Origin of the sequence: Bacillus sp. TH30, assembly GCF_016650875.1 — a bacterium.
Lineage (GTDB): Bacteria > Bacillota > Bacilli > Bacillales > Bacillaceae_G > Bacillus_A > Bacillus_A mycoides.
Genome location: NZ_JAEKEY010000002.1, coordinates 2,520,001 through 2,541,739, shown reverse-complemented (window position 1 = coordinate 2,541,739; position 21,739 = coordinate 2,520,001). Strand labels below are relative to the sequence as shown.

Annotated in this window: 20 protein-coding genes; 7 read left to right on the top strand and 13 right to left on the bottom strand. The window is 35.4% G+C overall.

Translation table 11 applies throughout. From position 1 onward, the window contains the following. Positions 1-112 precede the first annotated feature (112 nt). From ychF to JFU20_RS15225, 3 genes are all read right to left on the bottom strand, one after another. A complete protein-coding gene (ychF, locus tag JFU20_RS15235) occupies positions 113-1,213 on the bottom strand; it encodes a redox-regulated ATPase YchF (protein WP_002166369.1) in 1,101 nt (366 codons plus the stop codon). A 115-nt stretch (positions 1,214-1,328) separates the two neighbouring features. Continuing rightward, positions 1,329-1,526 carry a DUF951 domain-containing protein gene (locus tag JFU20_RS15230; RefSeq protein WP_000436054.1) on the bottom strand — a complete coding sequence of 66 codons (198 nt, stop codon included), beginning with the start codon at positions 1,524-1,526 and terminating at the stop codon, positions 1,329-1,331. Between the two features lie 20 nt (positions 1,527-1,546). Then, positions 1,547-2,404: a mechanosensitive ion channel family protein gene (locus JFU20_RS15225; protein WP_002016466.1), complete on the bottom strand. Its 858-nt coding sequence runs from the start codon at positions 2,402-2,404 to the stop codon at positions 1,547-1,549. Between the two features lie 260 nt (positions 2,405-2,664). Between JFU20_RS15225 and yyaC the strand changes: the two genes are divergently transcribed. Continuing rightward, positions 2,665-3,261 (top strand): spore protease YyaC, encoded by a 597-nt coding sequence (yyaC, locus tag JFU20_RS15220; protein ID WP_002089953.1) that lies wholly within the window; start codon positions 2,665-2,667, stop codon positions 3,259-3,261. A gap of 20 nt (positions 3,262-3,281) precedes the next feature. Here the strand turns inward: yyaC and spo0J are convergent, their stop codons facing one another. The 10 genes from spo0J to rpmH all read right to left on the bottom strand — a co-directional run bounded on the left by spo0J (position 3,282) and on the right by rpmH (position 12,338). Further along, entirely contained in the window at positions 3,282-4,133 is an 852-nt protein-coding gene (spo0J, locus tag JFU20_RS15215) for a stage 0 sporulation protein Spo0J (RefSeq protein WP_170935246.1), read from the bottom strand. Further along, entirely contained in the window at positions 4,126-4,887 is a 762-nt protein-coding gene (soj, locus tag JFU20_RS15210) for a sporulation initiation inhibitor protein Soj (protein WP_002016469.1), read from the bottom strand. The genes spo0J and soj overlap by 8 nt, the downstream gene beginning before the upstream one ends. 186 nt (positions 4,888-5,073) lie before the next feature. Continuing rightward, positions 5,074-5,946 (bottom strand): nucleoid occlusion protein, encoded by an 873-nt coding sequence (gene noc / locus JFU20_RS15205; protein ID WP_002016471.1) that lies wholly within the window; start codon positions 5,944-5,946, stop codon positions 5,074-5,076. Positions 5,947-6,051: 105 nt separating this feature from the next. Then, on the bottom strand, positions 6,052-6,771 hold the full coding sequence (gene rsmG, locus JFU20_RS15200; protein WP_002016472.1) for a 16S rRNA (guanine(527)-N(7))-methyltransferase RsmG: 720 nt from the start codon (positions 6,769-6,771) through the stop codon (positions 6,052-6,054). Between the two features lie 22 nt (positions 6,772-6,793). Beyond that, the gene (mnmG, locus tag JFU20_RS15195) at positions 6,794-8,683 is read right to left on the bottom strand and encodes a tRNA uridine-5-carboxymethylaminomethyl(34) synthesis enzyme MnmG (protein WP_002016474.1); all 1,890 of its coding nucleotides are present in this window, start codon (positions 8,681-8,683) and stop codon (positions 6,794-6,796) included. A 58-nt stretch (positions 8,684-8,741) separates the two neighbouring features. Then, a complete protein-coding gene (gene mnmE, locus JFU20_RS15190) occupies positions 8,742-10,118 on the bottom strand; it encodes a tRNA uridine-5-carboxymethylaminomethyl(34) synthesis GTPase MnmE (protein WP_002016475.1) in 1,377 nt (458 codons plus the stop codon). A 227-nt stretch (positions 10,119-10,345) separates the two neighbouring features. Continuing rightward, positions 10,346-10,963 carry an RNA-binding cell elongation regulator Jag/EloR gene (gene jag / locus JFU20_RS15185; protein WP_002166368.1) on the bottom strand — a complete coding sequence of 206 codons (618 nt, stop codon included), beginning with the start codon at positions 10,961-10,963 and terminating at the stop codon, positions 10,346-10,348. After that, entirely contained in the window at positions 10,960-11,727 is a 768-nt protein-coding gene (spoIIIJ, locus tag JFU20_RS15180; protein ID WP_002016477.1) for a YidC family membrane integrase SpoIIIJ, read from the bottom strand. Before spoIIIJ ends, jag begins: the two co-directional genes overlap by 4 nt. Positions 11,728-11,779: 52 nt before the next feature. Further along, the gene (gene rnpA, locus JFU20_RS15175; protein WP_002089963.1) at positions 11,780-12,127 is read right to left on the bottom strand and encodes a ribonuclease P protein component; all 348 of its coding nucleotides are present in this window, start codon (positions 12,125-12,127) and stop codon (positions 11,780-11,782) included. Between the two features lie 76 nt (positions 12,128-12,203). Beyond that, positions 12,204-12,338: a 50S ribosomal protein L34 gene (gene rpmH, locus JFU20_RS15170; RefSeq protein WP_000831901.1), complete on the bottom strand. Its 135-nt coding sequence runs from the start codon at positions 12,336-12,338 to the stop codon at positions 12,204-12,206. Positions 12,339-12,901: 563 nt separating this feature from the next. On the opposite strand from rpmH, the gene dnaA reads away from it, so the two are divergent. The 6 genes from dnaA to gyrA all read left to right on the top strand — a co-directional run bounded on the left by dnaA (position 12,902) and on the right by gyrA (position 21,572). After that, positions 12,902-14,242 carry a chromosomal replication initiator protein DnaA gene (dnaA, locus tag JFU20_RS15165; protein WP_002016481.1) on the top strand — a complete coding sequence of 447 codons (1,341 nt, stop codon included), beginning with the start codon at positions 12,902-12,904 and terminating at the stop codon, positions 14,240-14,242. 182 nt (positions 14,243-14,424) lie between these two features. Beyond that, on the top strand, positions 14,425-15,570 hold the full coding sequence (gene dnaN / locus JFU20_RS15160) for a DNA polymerase III subunit beta (RefSeq protein ID WP_002016482.1): 1,146 nt from the start codon (positions 14,425-14,427) through the stop codon (positions 15,568-15,570). 128 nt (positions 15,571-15,698) lie between these two features. Then, positions 15,699-15,911 (top strand): S4 domain-containing protein YaaA, encoded by a 213-nt coding sequence (gene yaaA / locus JFU20_RS15155; RefSeq protein WP_002016484.1) that lies wholly within the window; start codon positions 15,699-15,701, stop codon positions 15,909-15,911. Positions 15,912-15,923: 12 nt separating this feature from the next. Continuing rightward, on the top strand, positions 15,924-17,051 hold the full coding sequence (gene recF / locus JFU20_RS15150) for a DNA replication/repair protein RecF (RefSeq protein ID WP_002016486.1): 1,128 nt from the start codon (positions 15,924-15,926) through the stop codon (positions 17,049-17,051). A gap of 38 nt (positions 17,052-17,089) precedes the next feature. After that, the gene (gene gyrB / locus JFU20_RS15145; protein ID WP_002034986.1) at positions 17,090-19,012 is read left to right on the top strand and encodes a DNA topoisomerase (ATP-hydrolyzing) subunit B; all 1,923 of its coding nucleotides are present in this window, start codon (positions 17,090-17,092) and stop codon (positions 19,010-19,012) included. Positions 19,013-19,100: 88 nt separating this feature from the next. Further along, on the top strand, positions 19,101-21,572 hold the full coding sequence (gene gyrA / locus JFU20_RS15140; protein WP_002016488.1) for a DNA gyrase subunit A: 2,472 nt from the start codon (positions 19,101-19,103) through the stop codon (positions 21,570-21,572). The last annotated feature ends 167 nt before the right edge of the window (positions 21,573-21,739 follow it).

Below are 21,739 nucleotides of genomic sequence, written 5' to 3'. Positions count from 1 at the left end.
AGATTATATCATAGTAAGTTATATGAATCAACTCACCAATACGTAAAAAACTTGGCAAACACATAATATATTTGCCAAGCTCATATCTTTATTTTTCCTAGGAAATATTAAATTAAACGTTGAAGCGGAAGTGCATAACATCTCCGTCTTTTACGATATACTCTTTTCCTTCTAAACGTACTTTTCCAGCTTCTTTTGCAGCTGTCATAGAACCGTTTGTCATTAAATCATCATAAGAAACTGTTTCTGCGCGAATAAATCCACGCTCAAAGTCTGTATGAATTACGCCAGCACATTGTGGTGCCTTCATACCTTGTTTAAACGTCCATGCACGTACTTCTTGCACACCAGCTGTGAAGTAAGTAGCAAGTCCTAATAAATCATATGCAGCACGAATTAATTGATCTAAACCAGATTCTTCAATGCCTAGTTCTTCAAGGAATACTTTTTTCTCTTCCTCGTCTAGCTCAGCGATTTCTTCTTCGATTTTTGCACATACAACGATTACTTGAGAATTTTCATTTGCTGCAAATTCTTTTACCATTTGTACATATTTATTGTCAGAAGGATCCATAATATCATCTTCACTTACGTTTGCTACGTATAGCATTTCTTTCGTTGTAAGTAAATGAAGGCCTTTAACAATCTTCATTTGCTCTTCTGTAAATTCAACAGTACGAGCTGGTTTTCCCTCTTCAAAAGCTTCTTTTAAATGAACTAAAATTTCATGCTCATATACAGCTTCTTTATCTTTTTGTCTTGCTAACTTCGCAACTCGTTCGATACGCTTATCAACAGATTCCAAATCCGCTAAGATTAGTTCTAAGTTAATTGTTTCAATGTCATCAATTGGATCTACTTTTCCTGAAACGTGCGTAATATTTTCATCTTCAAAACAACGAACAACTTGGCAAATTGCATCTACTTGACGAATGTGAGATAAGAATTTATTTCCTAACCCTTCACCTTTACTCGCACCTTTTACGATACCTGCAATATCAGTAAATTCAAATACAGTCGGAACAGTTTTTTTCGGTTCTACTAATTCCGTTAATTTATTTAAACGCTCATCTGGTACTTCTACAATCCCTACGTTTGGATCGATTGTACAGAATGGATAGTTCGCAGATTCTGCTCCTGCTTGTGTAATTGCATTAAATAAAGTGGACTTACCTACGTTAGGTAATCCAACAATCCCAGCCGTTAATCCCATATTTTTCACTCCTATGTCTCAATCTTTCATCATTATAGATAGTAACGAAAAAAATGACAAGTTTCCACCAAATGAAAAAAAGCAACGGCTGTCTACTGCAGCCGTTGCTTTTTCACTATTCTTCGTGCTTCACAAGTATTTTTTTCACCTTGCGATCAAACTCTCTTCGAGGAATCATTACCGAATGGTCACACCCCTCGCACTTAACGCGGATATCCATTCCCATACGAATAATCTTCCAGCGATTTTCACCACATGGATGGGCTTTCTTCATTTCCACAACATCGTACAAGTTATATTGCTTTTGCTCCATTCTCTAAATCCCTCCCACTATTAAATTGCTTTTTCACTAACCAATTCTTCGCGACTATATAAAACCATACGTGGGTATGGAATTTCAATCCCATGTAAATCAAGACGATTTTTAATCTCTTTGCGAAGAGCCCTCGCAATAACTGCATGCTGCATCGGCTCAACTTCAGCAATAACACGTAATACAACTTCAGACGCTGCCAATGTTTGAACACCTAGCAATTGAGGTGTTGTTACCATTTTCTCATATTTTCCTGGTAATTCTACTAATAAATCTTCAATAACTTGCTCCGCTCGTACTATATCACTTTCATAAGAAATAGATACATCAACAAATGCTACACTATTACTAACGGAAAAGTTCGTTACTTGTACAATACTACCATTTGGTATTATATGAATTTCACCTGTCCAGCTTTTCATCTTCGTTGTACGTAGTCCAATTTCCAAAACAGTTCCTTCAAATTGCCCTATTCTTACATAATCACCTACTGAAAATTGATCCTCTAACAAAATAAATAATCCTGTAATGACATCTTTAACTAAACTTTGTGCACCAAAACCGACTGCTAAACCAATTACCCCAGCACCGGCTAATAGACCTGATGCATTAATATCAAACACACCTAAAATCGCAATTAACATAATGAACATAACAACGTATGCCACAATATTTTCAAGCAACTTCGCTACCGTAACTGTACGACGTTCTGAAATTTGAATCGGCGAACGGCTTCCCATACGAAACGCATTTCGTACAATTGCCCTTGCAACTCGCACAACGATTGCACCAAGTATTAAAATAACGATTATTTTTAGTGACTTCACACCTATATTCGTCCAATCAATGGACTCAAACCATTTCAACGCTAAATCCATGTCCCTCTACCTCTCTAGCTAAAATTTCTTTTTAGTTATCCTTATTATTGTATCAGAACTCTCTCTGATTTCTGAAAAAAATTTATGACTTTAATTCCATTTGTTAACTTCCATTCAGGTATAAAATGAAACGAATATATATATACTAGTACTATTATTTCCATTTTCATTCACAGTTTGTAGAAAGTATGCACTTATAATTTTCCATTTCACACACCATATAACATATTGTGAAAATTTATTAAAAGGATGGGTGCTTCATGAATATTAGAAGTTTTCGCTTACCTTTTTTTGAAAAAGAAACTCAAAATGTTATGCATCATGACTTAGAAGCCTCTGAGACAATCAGTAATTTCTTACTTTCCCATATTCCCATTAAGACTAATATGCCACTCATTCTCGTTTGTATCGGAACAGACCGTTCCACCGGTGATGCACTTGGTCCATTAGTTGGTACTAAACTAGAACAAATTGAAATCAAAAACCTTCAAGTATTCGGCACACTAGACGAACCAATACATGCACTAAATCTAGAGGAAAAAATTCAGAATATACAGAAAGAAAACCCTACTTCATTTATTATTGCTGTTGATGCATGTTTAGGAAAATCTCAAAGTATCGGTTCTATAACTACCGGAAAGGGTCCCAGTAAACCTGGAGCTGCGATGAATAAGAAATTACCTGAAATTGGTGATTTGCATATTCATGGCATCGTAAATTTAAATGGTTTCATGGAGTTTTTCGTACTTCAAAATACAAGACTAAGTTTAGTTATGAAGATGGCCGATGTAATTGCACAAAGTATAAAAGAAACCGATCAAAAATTATCTGCATTAAAAAAAGCAAACCATCTATAAACAATAAGATGGTTTGCTTTTTAATTTCCCTTTGATAATAATTCTAAAATTCGATTTAAATCTTCTTTATTAAAAAATTCGATTTCGATTTTACCTTTTTCTTTTTTCGTTTCTTTAATTTTTACATCCGTACCAAACTTTTCTCTTAAAAACGTTTCGCGCTCTACAAAAAATATATTTCTTTCTTTTTTCACTTGTTGTGTTTCACGTGAAACACGTTGATTAATTTCCTGGACAATTTGTTCCAATTGGCGAACATTCAGTCCTTCTTTTTCAATTCGCTTCAATAAAGATTTCAACTGTTCTTCATCTTTTATTGTAAGTAAAGTTCTTCCATGAGCCATTGAAAGTTGACCGTTTGCAATCATATCTTGAACGAATGAAGGGAGGCTTAACAAACGAGTATAATTTGCGATATAAGGCCTGCTTTTACCAAGACGTTTTGCTAATTGTTCTTGTGTTACATTTAGCTCGTTCATTAACATCTGATATGCCATTGCCTCTTCCATAGGATTTAAATCTTCTCGTTGTAAGTTTTCAAGCAAAGCAAATTCCATCATTTGCTGCTCATTTAATTGCCTTACGACAGCAGGCACTTTCTCAAGTCCGGCCTCTTTAGCAGCACGATATCTTCTTTCACCTGCAACTATTTCATATCCTTTAATACTCTTTCGAGCAATTAAAGGTTGCAATATACCGTGCTCTTTAATAGAAGCCGCTAATTCCTGAATCGCTTCTTTATTGAAATATTTACGTGGTTGATATGGATTCGGCCTTAATTCAGTTACTATAATCTCCTGAATTGTTTCTTCTTCTTTCACATCTAAATCTGGAAAAAACACGTTGATTCCTCTTCCTAATCCCTTAGCCACCTGCAATCACTTCCTCTGCTAAATCTAAATATACTTCTGCTCCTCTTGATTTAGCGTCATACTGCATAATTGGTTTTCCATGACTTGGTGCCTCACTTAAGCGAACATTACGAGGAATAATCGAACGATATACTTTATCTCTAAAGTATTTTTTCACTTCATCTATAACTTGAATTCCTAAATTTGTACGAGCATCCAACATCGTTAACAATACACCTTGAATTGCTAAATTTTTATTTAAATGCTTTTGCACAAGTCGAACTGTATTTAATAGCTGACTTAACCCTTCCAGCGCGTAATATTCACACTGTACAGGAATAATAACAGAATCTGCTGCTGTTAATGCATTAATCGTTAATAACCCTAAGGATGGGGGACAGTCAATAATAATATACTCATATTCATCACGAATCGGCTGTAACGCTCTTTGCAAGCGTACTTCCCGGGAAATGGTTGGTACCAATTCAATTTCAGCACCAGCCAATTGAATTGTAGCGGGTAGAACATCTAAGTTTTCAGTTGCGGTTTTCCGTATGGCACCTTGAACATCTGCATCTTCTACAAGAACATTATAAATACATTGATCTAATTCAGACTTTTCAATCCCTACACCAGTCGTTGCATTTCCTTGAGCATCAATATCTACGAGAAGGACTTTTTTTCCTACTTGTGCCAATCCAGCCCCTAAATTAACGGATGTTGTTGTTTTTCCAACACCGCCTTTTTGATTAGCAATAGCAATGATTTTTCCCATGATGTCACCTACTTTCAACCTTTCTTTCTTATTCTAGAAACAATTACGTTTATTGTAACATGAAATAAAAGTTTTTCTTTTACGTCCTTATTAAACTTCAAAATTTATTTCTAAACTCCTTCTTGCTTTAACAAGAAAATATAGTAAAAGAGACCTCTCCAATAGGATAAGGTCTCTAGCACGTAATTATTTTTTCTTCGGAATTTTAATCGTAATTTGATAGTATTCATCAAACTCTTCTTCCGCAGAATTAACATTCAAACCACTATTAGCAACCATTTGTAATGATTGTCTAATCGTGTTCATAGCAATTCTCGCATCTCGACTTACTGCTTTTTGCTTCGCTTTGCGCTTTGGTTTTACTTCTTCTAATAACTTTGCAATTCGTTCTTCTGTTTGCTTTACATTCAATTGCTTCTCCACAATCTCTTGTAAAACCTTCAGTTGTAATTCCTCATTCTTCAAAGGAATAAGGGCGCGAGCATGCCGTTCTGTAATACTTTTTTCTAATAATGCACTTTTGATTTCTTCAGGCAATTTTAATAATCGCAATTTATTTGCGACTGTCGATTGTCCTTTTCCAAGTCGTTGTGCCAATGCTTCTTGTGTTAAATTATGTAACTCAATCAGCTTTTGATATGCCACAGCTTCCTCAATTGCTGTTAATTCCTCACGTTGCAAATTTTCAATTAACGCTACAGAGGCTGTCTCAGTATCATTTAAATTCTTTATTATTGCAGGAACTTTTTCCCACCCTAACTTTGTTGCTGCGCGGAAACGCCTTTCCCCGGCAATAATCTCGTACTTATCATCCTCATACTGTCTCACAACAATCGGCTGGATAAGCCCATGTGTACGAATCGTTAATGCTAGCTCCTCAATACGTGCATCGTCAAAAACTGTTCGTGGTTGATAACGGTTAGGGGTAATGTTTACTATCGGAATTTCCTGTATTTCTTCATATACCTTTTTAGCTATTTCTTCATGGCTTTCGTCTTGTAATTCGAATTCGCTCTCTTTATCTCCAAAGCCAAATAAACGAGAAAACGTATTTTTCATACATATTCCACCACCTTTTAGGCCTATTGACTGTTCTACATAAAATGTTTCCTATGAAACATTTACGTTTTCATTTATATAATTTAATCTTACGTCTAATAAGATTTATTTTTCAATAGGTAATTTATTGGGCGTTCCCGGTTTGCGTGGATATTTCTTTGGTGTCTTGCGCTTTTTCTCGATTAATAAAATATTACGCTCGCTTTCTTCAAACGGTAATTGGAACGTAGACATTTCTTTCAATTCTCCGCCAAGTACCTCTAAAGCATATTTGCCATTTTCGATTTCTTCGTTCGCCGCTGCACCTTTCATTGCAATGAATGTTCCCCCTACTTTTACAAGTGGTAAACATAGCTCACTTAATACAGAAAGACGTGCAACTGCACGTGCCATTACAATATCGTATGCTTCACGTACACCTTCTTTTTTTCCAAATGTTTCAGCACGATCATGACAAAATGCAACATCACTTAATTCTAACTTTTGCGCTAAGTGATTTAAGAAATTAATACGTTTTTGTAATGAATCTACAATTGTTACTTTTAAGTGCGGGAAACAGATTTTTAAAGGGATACTTGGGAATCCAGCTCCTGCTCCAACATCACAAATAGAAAATGGTTTCGAAAAATCATAATAAAAAGCCGCTGTAACAGAATCAAAAAAGTGTTTTAAGTATACTTCTTCTTTCTCCGTAATAGCCGTTAAGTTCATTTTTTCATTCCACTCTACTAATGTTTCAAAATAGATTCCGAACTGCTCTAACTGTCTAGAAGAGAGGGAAATACCCTTCTCTTCTAGCATAGATTGAAATTGTTCTATGTTCATCTAGCAATATCTCCTTACTATGTTATTGGTTCGATACTCGTGCAATTTTTCCTTGTTCAATGTAAATAAGCAAAATTGAAACATCAGCTGGATTTACACCAGAAATACGTGAAGCTTGCCCCATTGAAAGCGGACGAACATCTTTCAATTTCTGTCTTGCTTCTGAGGCAAGGCTAGAAATCGCATCATAATCAATATCCACAGGAATTTTTTTGTTTTCCATTTTCTTCATACGTTCTACTTGCTGTAAAGATTTCTCGATATATCCTTCGTACTTGGTCTGAATTTCAACTTGTTCCGTAATTTCATCACTTAATGCTACTTCACTTGGTACTAAAAGATGAATATGCTCATATGTCACCTCTGGACGACGTAATAAGTCACTTGCACGTATTCCATCTTTCAATTCACTTCCGCCAATACTACGAATTAATTCTTGAACTTCAGGACGCGGTTTAATAAAAATACTCTCTAACCGTTCCTTCTCCTGTTCAATTTGTAACTTTTTATTTGTAAATCGCTCATAGCGATCTTCTTTAATTAAGCCAATTTCACGACCAACTTCAGTTAAACGAAGGTCAGCATTATCATGGCGTAATAATAGGCGATATTCTGCACGAGACGTTAATAAACGATATGGTTCATTTGTACCTTTCGTTACAAGGTCATCAATTAAGACACCAATATAAGCATCAGCACGACCTAAAATAACTTCTTTTTTACCTAAAGAACGACACGCTGCATTAATCCCAGCCATAAGCCCTTGTCCTGCTGCTTCTTCGTAACCAGAAGTTCCGTTAATTTGTCCTGCTGTATATAAATTTTTAATTTTTTTCGTTTCAAGTGTTGGCCATAGTTGAGTTGGTACGATCGCATCATATTCAATTGCATAACCCGTACGCATCATTTCAACATTTTCCAGGCCAGGAATTGTTCTAAGCATTGCACGCTGTACATCTTCTGGTAAGCTCGTCGATAAGCCTTGTACATATACTTCTTGTGTATTACGTCCTTCTGGCTCTAAGAAAATTTGATGACGTGGTTTATCATTAAATCTTACTACCTTGTCTTCAATTGAAGGGCAATATCTAGGCCCTGTTCCTTTAATCATACCAGAATACATAGCTGAGCGATGTAAGTTTTCATCTATTAAACGATGTGTTTCTGTACTTGTATACGTTAACCAACATGGAATTTGATCCATAATAAATTTTGTCGTTTCAAAAGAGAAAGCACGTGGCTTATCATCACCTGGTTGAATTTCTGTTTTACTATAATCAATCGTATTACTGTTTACACGCGGAGGTGTACCTGTTTTAAATCTAACAAGATCAAAACCAAGTTCCTCTAAGTGTTCAGATAATGTAATAGATGGTTGTTGATTATTTGGACCACTTGAATATTTTAAATCTCCCATAATAATCTCACCACGTAAAAATGTTCCCGTTGTAATTACAACTGTTTTCGCTGTGTATTCAGCACCAGCTTGCGTAATTACCCCTTTACATACACCATCTTCAATAATTAAACGCTCTACCAGACCTTGAAACAACGTTAAGTTTGGTGTTTCTTCAATTGTTTTCTTTAATTCATGCTGGTAAGAGAATTTATCAGCTTGTGCACGAAGCGCGCGTACAGCTGGTCCTTTACCCGTATTTAACATACGCATTTGAATATGTGTTTTATCAATATTGCGTCCCATTTCTCCGCCTAATGCATCAATTTCACGAACAACAATCCCTTTTGCTGGTCCACCAACAGAAGGGTTACATGGCATGAACGCTACCATATCTAAGTTAATTGTTAACATTAATGTTTTTGAGCCCATTCGTGCTGCCGCAAGACCAGCTTCACATCCTGCATGACCTGCACCGATTACTATGACATCATATGAACCGGCATTGTATCCCATTGTTTATTCCTCCTAATAACCTCTATCTTACTAAATCATCTCTGATTAAAGTTTTACTTTATTTTCCTAAACAAAATTGAGAGAACAATTGGTCAATTAAACTTTCATGGACAGTATCACCAGTAATTTCACCAAGTATTTCCCACGCTCTTGTTAAATCAATTTGAACCATATCAATCGGAACACCATTTTCTATCGCTTCAATTGCATCGTTAATTGTTCTTCCTGCTTGTGTTAATAATCCGATATGTCTCGCATTAGACACGTATGTCATATCCGCAGAATCAATTGTTCCTTCAAAGAATAAATCAGCTATCGCCTTTTCAAGCTCATCTATTCCTTGCTCCTCAATTAAAGATGTTGTAATAACACGATTTCCTACCGCTAAATCTGTAACACGTTCCATATCAATTTCTTGCGGTAAATCTGTCTTATTTACAATAACAATGAAATCTTTTCCTTGTACGGCATGGAATAGATCCTCATCTTCATTTGTTAAAGCCTCGCTATAATTCACTACAATTAACACTAAGTCTGCTTGGCTCATCATTTCCTTCGAACGCTCTACACCAATTCGTTCAACAATATCTTCCGTTTCACGAATTCCGGCTGTATCTATAAGTTTAAGTGGTACACCACGCACATTAACGTACTCTTCAATAACATCACGAGTTGTTCCTGCAATATCAGTTACAATTGCCTTTTTCTCCTGAACAAGACTATTTAATAGCGATGATTTCCCAACGTTAGGTCTACCGATAATTGCGGTAGAAATGCCTTCACGTAAAATCTTTCCTTGCTTCGATGTTTCTAATATCTTTGCAATTTCAGCACGGACATGTGTAGCTTTCTCAATTAAAATATTATGCGTCATCTCTTCTACATCATCATATTCTGGGTAATCTATATTCACTTCAATATGAGCTAATGTTTCTAATATTTCTTGACGCAGATGGCCGATTAATTTAGATAATCGTCCTTCCATTTGGTTAATCGCTACATTCATAGCACGATCTGTTTTCGCACGGATTAAGTCCATAACAGCTTCTGCTTGTGACAAATCAATACGTCCATTTAAAAAAGCACGTTTTGTAAATTCACCAGGCTCTGCCAGTCGTACTCCTTGCGCTAAAATAAGCTGTAATACTTTATTTACCGAAACAAGTCCACCATGACAGTTAATTTCTACTATATTTTCACGCGTAAAAGTCCTTGGTGCACGCATAATGGACACCATAACTTCTTCAATAACTTGATTTGTATCTAAATCGACAATATGACCATAATGAATTGTATGAGAAGAAACCTGTGTTAAATCCTTCCCTTTAAAAATACGATCGACTTTCTCAATCGCATCATCCCCACTTACTCGAACAATGGCAATTGCACCTTCCCCAAGTGCTGTGGAAATTGCGGCAATTGTATCAAATTCCATGTCCTTTCACCTCACTTGCTTATTTATCTCTATTTCAACATGAATTTTTTCCGTCACTAAATTATTAGGATACCATAACGAACCTATCTACAAAAGAATAATAACTCATTTTATTATGTCCTTATGTAAAAAACACTAAACTTATTCACAGTGGATAAGTTTAGTGTTTTTTAGTTATCCACATTTATTTTCTCCTCAAAAAAACCGGCACTCAATTGAGTAACCGGTCACTTGGAAGATATTACAACATACCGATGTGGTTCTTTTCCTTCAGAAGTTGTAATGATATTTTGATGATTAGATAATGCTTGGTGAATAATTTTTCGTTCGAAAGAAGGCATTGGTTCTAGAACAACTCTTTTTTTCGTACTCACTACTTGTTTTGCTAATCGATAGGAAAGAGATTCTAACGTATTTTTTCTTTTACTACGATAGTTTTCAGCATCCAGTGTAATACCAATATATTGCTTTGTATTACGGTTCGCAACAAGTTTTGTTAAATACTGTAAAGAATTCAACGTATTCCCTCTTTTACCAATTAAAACACCAATATTTTCACCAGAAATTGTAAATTCAACTTCGCGTCCTTTTACAATTTTTCTAATCTCAACTTCCACACCCATATTTTGAATAACATTTTTTAAATATTCTTCACATTCTTGGATTGGATCTTTTTTCAATACAACTTCTACAACAGCGGGGCGATTCCCAAATAAACCTAGGAACCCCCTCTTACCCTCATCGATAATATTTATATCTACTCGATCTTTCGAAGCATTTAATTGTCTTAAAGCATCTTGTACTGCCAGCTCGACTGTTTGTCCTTTAGCAGTAATCATACTCACTTGCTTGATCCTCCTGCCTTACTAGCCTTAATGTCAGGCCCTTTGATCATATACATTTGAGCGATACCAAAGATATTACCAACTACCCAGTACAATGATAGTGCTGCTGGGAAGTTAATTGCAAAGACTAAAATCATAATTGGCATAAGCCAAATCATCATTGCCATTTGCGGATTTTGTCCAGCCGTTCCTGCCATTGCAAGCTTTTGCTGAATAAACGTCGTAATAGCTGCAACAATTGGAAGGATATAGAACGGATCCGCCTGTCCTAAATCGAACCATAAAAATGTATGTTCACTAATTGCTGTTGTTCTCATAATCGCATGATAAAACGCGAATAAAATAGGCATCTGAACAAATATTGGTAAACATCCTGCTAATGGGTTTACACCATTCTTTTGATATAACTGCATCATTTCTTGTTGTAGTTTTTGCTGTGTTGCTTGATCTTTAGAACTATATTTCTCTTTTAATTTCACCATTTCTGGTTGTAACGCCTGCATTGCTTTCGTACTCTTCGTTTGTTTAATCATTAATGGTAATAATGCAAAACGAATGATAAGAGTTGTAACAACGATTGCTAAACCGTAATTACTACCAAATAATTCTGCAAAATACGTGATTAACTGAGAAAGCGGGTATACGAAATATTCATTCCAAATCCCAGTGCTTTTCGGTGTAATCGGTTGATTTGTTTCACTACAGCCGGTAGCAATTGCCATTAGCATAATAACCATGGCTAATAAACCTATTTTCTTTTTCAAAGCCTGCTCCTCCTTGTTTCGGTATGTATATAGTGTAATTCATTTCCTTACGCTACTTTTTTATTCTTTTCATACCAGAGCGTTTAAAGACATGAATTAAGCTTTTCTTTAACTCTTCATATGTCATCTCTGCACAAGGCTTCCTTGCTATTATAACAAAATCTTTTCCAGAATCTATCTCATCTTTTAATTCTATAATCGATTGGCGAATCATACGCTTAATTCGATTACGCACTACTGCATTGCCTATTTTCTTACTAACAGAAAGACCAATGCGAAAATGCGGCTGTTTTTCTTTATCTAATTTGTATACAACAAACTGGCGATTGGCATTTGATTGTCCTTTTTGGAAAACAGCCTGGAATTCATCATTCTTTTTTATACGGTTTTTTTTCTTCATATCATTTGACACTCCTGTATTTCATCAGCGGAAACTCATTATTATTAGAAAAAAAGACCACTGAACGATCAGTGGTCTACGCAGATAATACTTTTCTTCCTTTACGACGACGAGCTGCTAGCACTTTACGTCCGTTTGCTGTGCTCATACGGCTGCGGAAACCATGTACTTTGCTGCGCTTACGTTTATTTGGTTGGTAAGTTCTTTTCATTATATGACACCTCCCTGAGGAATATCTGTTAAAGACAGTCTAATAAATTATAGTAAATCAAATAGGAAAATGTCAATGGTTCTCGAAATTTTCATCAAATATTCATTTTTAACCTATTCACAAACTTTTTCACAGTACCTATATTTCCTTGTGGATAAATATATTTTCTCTTTTTTGTATCCACAAACTCTTTTTTTACTTTTACACAGTATATCGTGTTGTGGACAAGTTTATTCCACAAGGTATTGATTTTGTGGATAACTTTCTTAAATTCATTGCTATAGCTGCTTTTTTTTGATATTATAGTTGTGTTTTCACTTTGAATAAGTTTTCCACACCTTTATTTTATCCACAATTTGTGTATAACATGTGGATAGTTTAAATCACATGTGAGTAAATAGTTGTCCACATGTGTTATTTTGTCGAAAACTCTATCTCGGATACTAACGACGTTTTTATATTTTAAAATACGTTTCGTATAAATATGCATTAGAAATATTTACAGGTTGTACAATTGTTGCGCAACCTTATTCTTTTACCATCTTTGTAAAGGAGGGACACCTTTGGAAAATATCTCTGATTTATGGAATAGTGCCTTAAAAGAATTAGAAAAAAAGGTAAGCAAGCCAAGTTATGAAACATGGTTAAAATCAACAACTGCTCATAACTTAAAAAAAGATGTATTAACTATTACAGCTCCAAATGAATTCGCTCGTGACTGGCTAGAATCTCATTATTCGGAACTAATCTCCGAAACACTTTATGATTTAACAGGGGCAAAACTAGCTATTCGTTTTATCATTCCCCAAAGTCAGGCAGAAGAGGATATAGATCTCCCTTCTGTTAAGCAAAAACACGCACATGATGAGTCTAATCACTTACCACAGAGTATGTTAAACCCAAAATATACATTTGATACATTTGTTATTGGCTCTGGTAATCGTTTTGCACATGCTGCTTCTTTAGCTGTAGCTGAAGCACCAGCTAAAGCCTATAATCCGCTCTTTATTTACGGGGGCGTTGGACTTGGAAAAACACATTTAATGCACGCAATTGGGCATTATGTAATTGAACACAACCCAAATGCAAAAGTTGTATATTTATCATCTGAAAAATTTACAAATGAATTTATTAATTCAATTCGTGATAATAAAGCTGTCGATTTTCGTAATAAATATCGTAATGTAGATGTCTTATTGATAGATGATATTCAATTTCTTGCTGGAAAAGAACAAACACAGGAAGAGTTTTTCCATACATTTAATGCGTTACATGAAGAAAGTAAACAAATTGTGATTTCAAGCGATAGACCACCAAAAGAAATCCCAACTTTAGAAGATCGCCTTCGTTCTCGCTTTGAATGGGGGTTAATTACGGACATTACGCCACCAGATTTAGAAACTAGAATCGCAATTTTACGTAAAAAAGCAAAAGCAGAAGGTCTTGATATACCAAATGAAGTTATGCTTTATATCGCAAATCAAATCGATTCAAATATTCGTGAACTAGAGGGTGCACTTATTCGAGTTGTAGCTTATTCATCTTTAATTAATAAAGATATGAATGCTGATTTAGCGGCTGAAGCGCTTAAAAATATTATTCCAAACTCTATACCTAGAATTATTTCTATTTCTGATATTCAAAAGGCTGTTGGGGGCGTCTATCAAGTAAAATTAGAAGATTTCAAAGCAAAAAAACGGACAAAATCCGTTGCATTCCCTCGCCAAATTGCGATGTATTTATCACGTGAACTTACGGACTCATCTTTGCCAAAAATAGGTGAAGAATTTGGTGGCCGCGATCATACAACAGTAATCCATGCTCACGAAAAAATTTCGAAGCTATTAAAAACGGATACTCAATTACAAAAACACGTTGAAGAAGTTAAGGATATTTTAAAATAGTAGTAGCTGAATAGTGTGAATAACTTAGCTTATTTTACGCACAGTCTATCCACATGTAGATAGACTGTTTTTACATCTTTAAACAGGGTTATCCACATATCCACAAGCCCTAGTACTATTACTACTACTTTTTTATCTTTATTAAATAAATAAAATCTTATACTTACCGGAGGTTTTTCGTTATGCGTTTTACAATACAAAAAGACTATCTTGTAAGAAGTGTACAAGATGTAATGAAGGCAGTTTCTTCTCGTACAACAATTCCAATTCTTACAGGGATTAAAGTTGTAGCAACTGAAGAAGGAGTTACTTTAACAGGTAGTGATGCAGACATCTCTATCGAATCATTTATCCCAGTCGAAGATGCTGGAAAAGAAATTGTGGAAATTAAACAATCAGGAAGTATTATTTTACAAGCAAAATATTTTAGTGAGATCGTAAAAAAATTACCTAAAGAAACTGTCGAAATTTCTGTGGAAAATCATTTTATGACAAAAATAAAATCTGGAAAATCAGAGTTCAACTTAAATGGTTTAGATGCTGCTGAATATCCGCTATTACCACAAATCGAAGAACATCATGTATTTAAGATTCCAACAGATTTACTAAAGCACATGATTCGTCAAACAGTATTTGCAGTTTCAAGTTCTGAAACAAGACCGATCTTGACAGGTGTAAACTGGAAGGTATATAACAGCGAGCTAACTTGTATTGCAACAGATAGTCACAGACTAGCACTTCGTAAAGCAAAAATCGAAGGGTATAATATTGCCGATGAATTTCAAGCGAATGTCGTTATTCCTGGTAAGAGCTTAAGTGAATTAAGTAAAATTCTAGATGAATCTGAAGAAATGGTAGATATCGTTATTACGGAGTATCAAGTATTATTCCGTACAAAACATTTATTATTCTTCTCAAGATTATTAGAAGGAAATTATCCAGATACAACGCGTTTAATTCCAGCTGAAAGTAAAACTGATATATTTGTAAATACAAAGGAATTTTTACAAGCGATTGATCGTGCGTCGCTGTTAGCAAGAGATGGTCGTAACAACGTTGTTAAATTATCGACATTAGAACAACAGATGTTAGAGATTTCTTCGAATGCACCAGAAATCGGAAAAGTAGTAGAAGAGGTTCAATGTGAAAATGTAGATGGAGAAGAATTAAAAATATCTTTTAGTGCAAAATATATGATGGACGCATTAAAGGCTTTAGATAGTACAGAAATTAAAGTTAGTTTTACTGGAGCGATGAGACCGTTTTTAATTCGCACAGTAAATGATGATTCCATTATCCAATTAATTTTACCAGTCCGTACTTACTAAGTAAGGATTAAGGGTTGCTAGTGTAAAGGTACTAGTGACCCTTATTTGATTTGTGGGGTATTACTTTCCTAATGCTAGTTTATTTAGTACAATGAAAGAATGAACACTTTCAGAAAGTGAGCGATTTTATGAAACTTATTAAGATTTCAACAGAATACATTACACTAGGACAATTTTTAAAGTTAGCTGATGTAATTGATACAGGTGGCGCTGTGAAATGGTTCTTACAAGAATATGAAGTATACGTGAATCAAGAACTTGAAAATAGAAGAGGCCGAAAGTTATATGCAAATGATATTGTTGAAATTCCGGGAAGCGGAACTTTCCAAGTTCAGGCATAAAGGGGGATCCCTTTGTTTATTACAGAAATACAATTAAAAAACTATCGCAATTATGAGCATTTAGAGCTTTCCTTTGAGGATAAAGTCAATGTAATTATTGGTGAAAATGCGCAAGGGAAAACAAATTTGATGGAAGCTATTTATGTATTGGCGATGGCGAAATCTCATAGAACTTCGAACGATCGTGAACTCATTCGTTGGGATGAGGATTATGGTAATATAAAAGGTAGATTACAAAGGCGAAATAGTTCAGTATCCTTAGAATTAAATATTTCAAAAAAAGGTAAAAAGGCAAAGTTAAATCAGTTAGAACAACAAAAATTGAGCCAGTATATTGGTGAAATGAATGTTGTTATGTTTGCCCCAGAAGATTTAAATCTTGTAAAAGGAAGCCCTCAAGTACGAAGACGCTTTTTGGATATGGAACTTGGACAAATAGCTCCGGTCTATTTGTATGAATTAAGTCAATATCAAAAGGTACTCACGCAACGAAATCATTTACTTAAGAAGATGCAAGGGAATAGTAAAAATGAGGAAACGATGTTGGATGTATTTACACTTCAACTTATTGAGCATGGTGCAAAAATTTTGCGAAAACGTTTTGAGTTTTTGCATTTACTACAAGAATGGGCTGCTCCAATTCATCGCGGAATTAGCAGGGGATTAGAGGAGTTAGAAATCGTTTATAAACCAAGTGTAGATGTATCAGAATCAATGGATTTGTCGAAAATAAAAGAAGTATACTATGAAAGTTTTCAATCTGTGAAACAACGTGAAATTTTTCGGGGTACAACTTTACTTGGTCCTCATCGTGATGATTTACAATTCTTCGTTAATAGTAAAAATGTTCAAGTCTTTGGTTCACAAGGACAACAACGAACAACCGCACTATCCCTAAAATTGGCTGAAATTGAATTGATATACTCAGAGGTTAAGGAATATCCAATTCTTTTACTAGATGATGTGTTATCAGAATTAGATGATTATCGTCAATCGCATCTGCTAAATACAATTCAAGGAAAAGTACAAACCTTTGTGACAACGACGAGTGTCGAGGGAATTGAACACGAAACATTGAAAGAAGCGAAAACAATTCATGTAACGAACGGCACGGTAGATTGTGAAATAGACAGAAAATAATTTCTGTTTAAATGGAAAAGTAGGTGATCTTTGTGTCAATGGAACAAAAGCAAATGCAGGAAAATGCATATGATGAAAGTCAGATTCAGGTGTTAGAAGGACTGGAGGCAGTTCGAAAGCGTCCTGGTATGTATATTGGTTCTACAAGTGGAAAAGGTCTTCATCACCTCGTGTGGGAAATTGTTGATAACAGTATTGATGAAGCTTTAGCAGGATATTGTGATGAAATTAATGTCAGTATTGAAGAAGATAATAGTATTGTTGTAACAGATGATGGTCGTGGTATCCCTGTTGGTATACAAGAAAAAATGGGACGTCCTGCTGTAGAAGTTATTATGACGGTACTACATGCCGGTGGTAAATTTGGCGGTGGTGGTTATAAAGTTTCTGGTGGTTTGCATGGTGTAGGTGCATCTGTTGTAAATGCTTTATCAACAGAATTAGAGGTATTTGTACATCGAGATGGAAAAATACACTATCAAAAATATGAACGCGGGGTCCCGGCTGCGGATTTAAAAGTAATAGGTGAAACTGATCGTACAGGAACGATCACACGCTTTAAGCCAGATTCAGAAATTTTTACAGAGACGACAGAATACGAATTTGATACATTAGCGACTCGTATGCGTGAGTTGGCGTTTTTAAATCGTAATATTAAATTAACAATTGAAGATAAGCGTGAACATAAGCAAAAGAAAGAATTCCATTATGAAGGTGGAATTAAATCATATGTTGAACATTTAAATCGTTCAAAACAACCGATTCATGAAGAACCTGTATATGTTGACGGTTCAAAAGATGGGATTCAGGTTGAGGTTGCTCTTCAATATAACGAAGGCTATACAAATCATATTTATTCATTTACAAATAATATTCATACGTATGAAGGCGGTACACATGAGGTAGGTTTTAAGACTGCTCTAACGCGTGTAATTAACGATTATGGTCGTAAAAATAATATTTTAAAAGATGCGGATAGTAATTTAACTGGTGAAGATGTTCGTGAAGGCTTAACAGCAATCGTGTCAATTAAGCATCCAAATCCACAATTTGAAGGACAAACAAAGACGAAACTTGGAAATAGTGAAGCGAGAACGATTACAGAGTCTGTATTCTCAGAGGCGTTTGAAAAGTTCTTACTAGAAAACCCCAATGTTGCACGTAAAATTATAGATAAAGGGACTATGGCAGCGCGTGCACGTGTAGCGGCTAAAAAGGCTCGTGAACTAACGCGCCGAAAGAGTGCTCTAGAAGTTTCAAGTTTACCAGGGAAGCTAGCTGATTGTTCTTCTAAAGATCCAGCAATTAGCGAAATTTATATCGTGGAGGGTGACTCTGCGGGCGGATCTGCAAAACAAGGACGCGATCGTCATTTTCAAGCGATTTTACCACTGAAGGGTAAAATTATTAACGTTGAAAAGGCACGTTTAGATAAGATTTTATCAAATGATGAAGTTCGTACAATTATTACAGCAATTGGTACAAATATTGGTGGGGATTTTGCTATTGAAAAAGCTCGCTATCATAAAGTTATTATTATGACAGATGCCGATGTTGATGGTGCACATATTCGTACCCTATTATTAACGTTCTTCTATCGTTATATGCGTCAAATCATTGAGTGTGGATATATATATATCGCACAGCCACCGTTGTTTAAAGTACAACAAGGTAAAAAAATTCAATATGCTTATAACAATAAAGAACTTGAAAAAATACTAGCTGAATTACCAGCTCAACCTAAGCCTGGGATTCAGCGTTATAAAGGTCTAGGGGAAATGAATCCAACTCAGCTGTGGGAGACGACAATGGACCCAGAAGTACGTTCGTTACTTCAAGTTTCCCTTCAAGATGCAATTGAAGCGGATGAAACATTTGAAATTTTGATGGGTGATAAAGTAGAGCCGCGTCGTAACTTTATCCAAGAAAATGCAAAATACGTGAAAAACCTTGATATTTAAGTGAGTAATGACAGGAATCTAAGTATTCCTGTCTTCTACATATAAATCAATGTATGTGTAACGGAAATGTAAGAGGAGGTGCTCGTTGATGTCAGACAATCAACAACAAGCACGAATTCGAGAAATTAATATTAGTCATGAAATGCGTACCTCATTTTTAGATTACGCAATGAGTGTTATCGTGTCTCGTGCATTACCAGATGTTCGTGATGGATTAAAACCAGTTCATCGTAGGGTTTTATATGCGATGAATGATTTAGGAATTACAGCTGATAAAGCATATAAGAAGTCGGCGCGTATTGTCGGCGAAGTAATTGGTAAGTATCACCCGCACGGTGATTCAGCTGTTTATGAAACAATGGTACGTATGGCACAAGATTTTAGTCAACGTTACATGCTTGTTGATGGACATGGTAATTTCGGTTCTGTTGATGGAGATTCAGCGGCAGCAATGCGTTATACAGAAGCAAGAATGTCTAAGATTTCTATGGAATTAATACGCGATATTACAAAGAATACAATTGATTATCAAGATAACTACGATGGTTCTGAAAGAGAGCCAGTTGTATTACCAGCGCGTTTCCCTAACTTATTAGTCAATGGTACGACGGGTATTGCGGTTGGTATGGCAACAAACATTCCACCGCATCAACTTGGAGAAGTAATTGATGGTGTGTTGGCATTAAGTCATAACCCTGATATCACTATCGCGGAATTAATGGAATATATTCCTGGGCCAGACTTCCCAACTTCAGGTTTAATCTTAGGGCGAAGTGGAATTCGAAGAGCTTACGAAACAGGTCGCGGTTCTATTATACTTCGTGCTAAAGTTGAAATTGAAGAGAAAGCAAATGGTAAACAAACTATTATCGTAACAGAACTACCTTATCAAGTTAATAAGGCGCGATTAATTGAAAAGATCGCAGAACTAGTTCGTGATAAGAAAATTGAAGGTATTACAGATTTACGTGATGAATCAGATCGAAATGGTATGCGTATTGTTATGGAAGTACGTCGTGATGCCAATGCCAATGTACTATTAAATAATCTATATAAACATACAGCACTCCAAACTAGCTTCGGTATTAATATGTTGTCTCTTGTAAATGGAGAGCCACAAGTCTTAAATTTAAAACAAAATCTATATTATTATTTAGAGCATCAAAAGGTAGTGATTCGTAGACGTACTGCTTATGAATTAGAGAAAGCAGAAGCGCGTGCTCATATTTTAGAAGGCTTACGAATTGCCTTAGATCATCTTGATGAAGTTATTACTTTAATCCGTAGTTCAAAAACAGCTGATATTGCAAAACAAGGTTTAATGGAACGTTTCGGCTTAAGTGAGAAACAAGCGCAGGCGATTTTAGATATGCGTTTGCAACGTTTAACTGGATTAGAACGCGAAAAAATCGAACAAGAATATCAAGATTTAATGAAGATAATTGCAGAGTTAAAAGCAATTTTAGCAGACGAAGAAAAAGTTCTTGAAATTATTCGCGAGGAATTAGCTGAAGTAAAAGAGCGTTTTAATGATAAGAGAAGAACAGAAATTACAATTGGCGGTATGGAAGCTATAGAGGATGAAGATTTAATCCCAGAACAAAATATCGCAATTACACTTACTCATAATGGTTATATTAAGAGGTTACCGGCTTCTACGTACAAAACACAGAACCGTGGGGGACGTGGTGTACAAGGAATGGGTACGAATGATGATGACTTTGTCGAACATTTATTAACAACGTCTACTCATGATCATATTTTATTCTTCACAAACAAGGGTAAAGTATACCGTACAAAAGGATATGAAATTCCAGAGTATAGTCGTACAGCAAAAGGTATACCGATTATTAATCTATTAGGGGTAGATAAGGGTGAGTGGATCAACGCTATTATTCCAATTCGTGAATTTGGTGACGACCAGTTCTTATTCTTTACAACGAAACAAGGTATCTCTAAGAGAACACCACTTTCATCATTTGCCAATATACGTACAAATGGTTTAATTGCAATTTCTCTTCGTGAAGAGGATGAATTAATCTCTGTACGCTTAACATCTGGTGATAAGGATATTATCGTTGGGACAAGTAACGGTATGTTAATTCGTTTCAATGAGCAAGATGTGCGTTCAATGGGACGTAATGCGGCTGGTGTAAAAGCAATTACATTAGGTGATGAAGATCAAGTTGTAGGTATGGAAATTGTCGAAGAGGATGTAAATGTTCTAATTGTAACCAAAAATGGTTATGGAAAGCGTACACCGATTGATGAATACCGTCTGCAAAGTCGTGGTGGTAAAGGTCTGAAGACTTGTAATATTACAGATAAAAACGGTAAGTTAGTAGCGGTTAAGTCTGTAACAGGCGAAGAAGACATTATGTTAATTACAGCAGCAGGCGTTATTATTCGTATGCCGGTTGATCAAATCTCTCAAATGGGACGTAATACACAAGGTGTTCGTCTAATTCGATTAGAAGATGAGCAAGAGGTAGCGACAGTAGCAAAAGCGCAAAAAGATGAAGAAGAAGAATCTAATGAAGAGGATTCTTCTGAAGAGTAAGAGTGGGGATTTCTCCCCCTCTTATTTTTTTATAATAATACTTGCATAGCAATAGGAAAGTGTATATAATAGGAAAAGTCAGCAAATGAGAGATACAAGTTATCGAAAAAACTTGTTGACGAAAATAATATACTATGATATATTATGAAAGTCGCTGAAACGCGATG

Excerpts from the sequence above, each read along its gene's own strand:
- ychF (WP_002166369.1), bottom strand. The coding sequence starts at position 1,213 with ATGGGATTAACGGCTGGGATTGTTGGATTACCTAACGTAGGTAAGTCC.
- JFU20_RS15230 (WP_000436054.1), bottom strand. The coding sequence starts at position 1,526 with ATGGAGCAAAAGCAATATAACTTGTACGATGTTGTGGAAATGAAGAAA.
- JFU20_RS15225 (WP_002016466.1), bottom strand. The coding sequence starts at position 2,404 with ATGGATTTAGCGTTGAAATGGTTTGAGTCCATTGATTGGACGAATATA.
- yyaC (WP_002089953.1), top strand. The coding sequence starts at position 2,665 with ATGAATATTAGAAGTTTTCGCTTACCTTTTTTTGAAAAAGAAACTCAA.
- soj (WP_002016469.1), bottom strand. The coding sequence starts at position 4,887 with ATGGGAAAAATCATTGCTATTGCTAATCAAAAAGGCGGTGTTGGAAAA.
- noc (WP_002016471.1), bottom strand. The coding sequence starts at position 5,946 with ATGAAAAATACGTTTTCTCGTTTATTTGGCTTTGGAGATAAAGAGAGC.
- rsmG (WP_002016472.1), bottom strand. The coding sequence starts at position 6,771 with ATGAACATAGAACAATTTCAATCTATGCTAGAAGAGAAGGGTATTTCC.
- mnmG (WP_002016474.1), bottom strand. The coding sequence starts at position 8,683 with ATGGGATACAATGCCGGTTCATATGATGTCATAGTAATCGGTGCAGGT.
- mnmE (WP_002016475.1), bottom strand. The coding sequence starts at position 10,118 with ATGGAATTTGATACAATTGCCGCAATTTCCACAGCACTTGGGGAAGGT.
- rnpA (WP_002089963.1), bottom strand. The coding sequence starts at position 12,127 with ATGAAGAAAAAAAACCGTATAAAAAAGAATGATGAATTCCAGGCTGTT.
- rpmH (WP_000831901.1), bottom strand. The coding sequence starts at position 12,338 with ATGAAAAGAACTTACCAACCAAATAAACGTAAGCGCAGCAAAGTACAT.
- dnaN (WP_002016482.1), top strand. The coding sequence starts at position 14,425 with ATGCGTTTTACAATACAAAAAGACTATCTTGTAAGAAGTGTACAAGAT.
- yaaA (WP_002016484.1), top strand. The coding sequence starts at position 15,699 with ATGAAACTTATTAAGATTTCAACAGAATACATTACACTAGGACAATTT.
- gyrB (WP_002034986.1), top strand. The coding sequence starts at position 17,090 with ATGGAACAAAAGCAAATGCAGGAAAATGCATATGATGAAAGTCAGATT.
- gyrA (WP_002016488.1), top strand. The coding sequence starts at position 19,101 with ATGTCAGACAATCAACAACAAGCACGAATTCGAGAAATTAATATTAGT.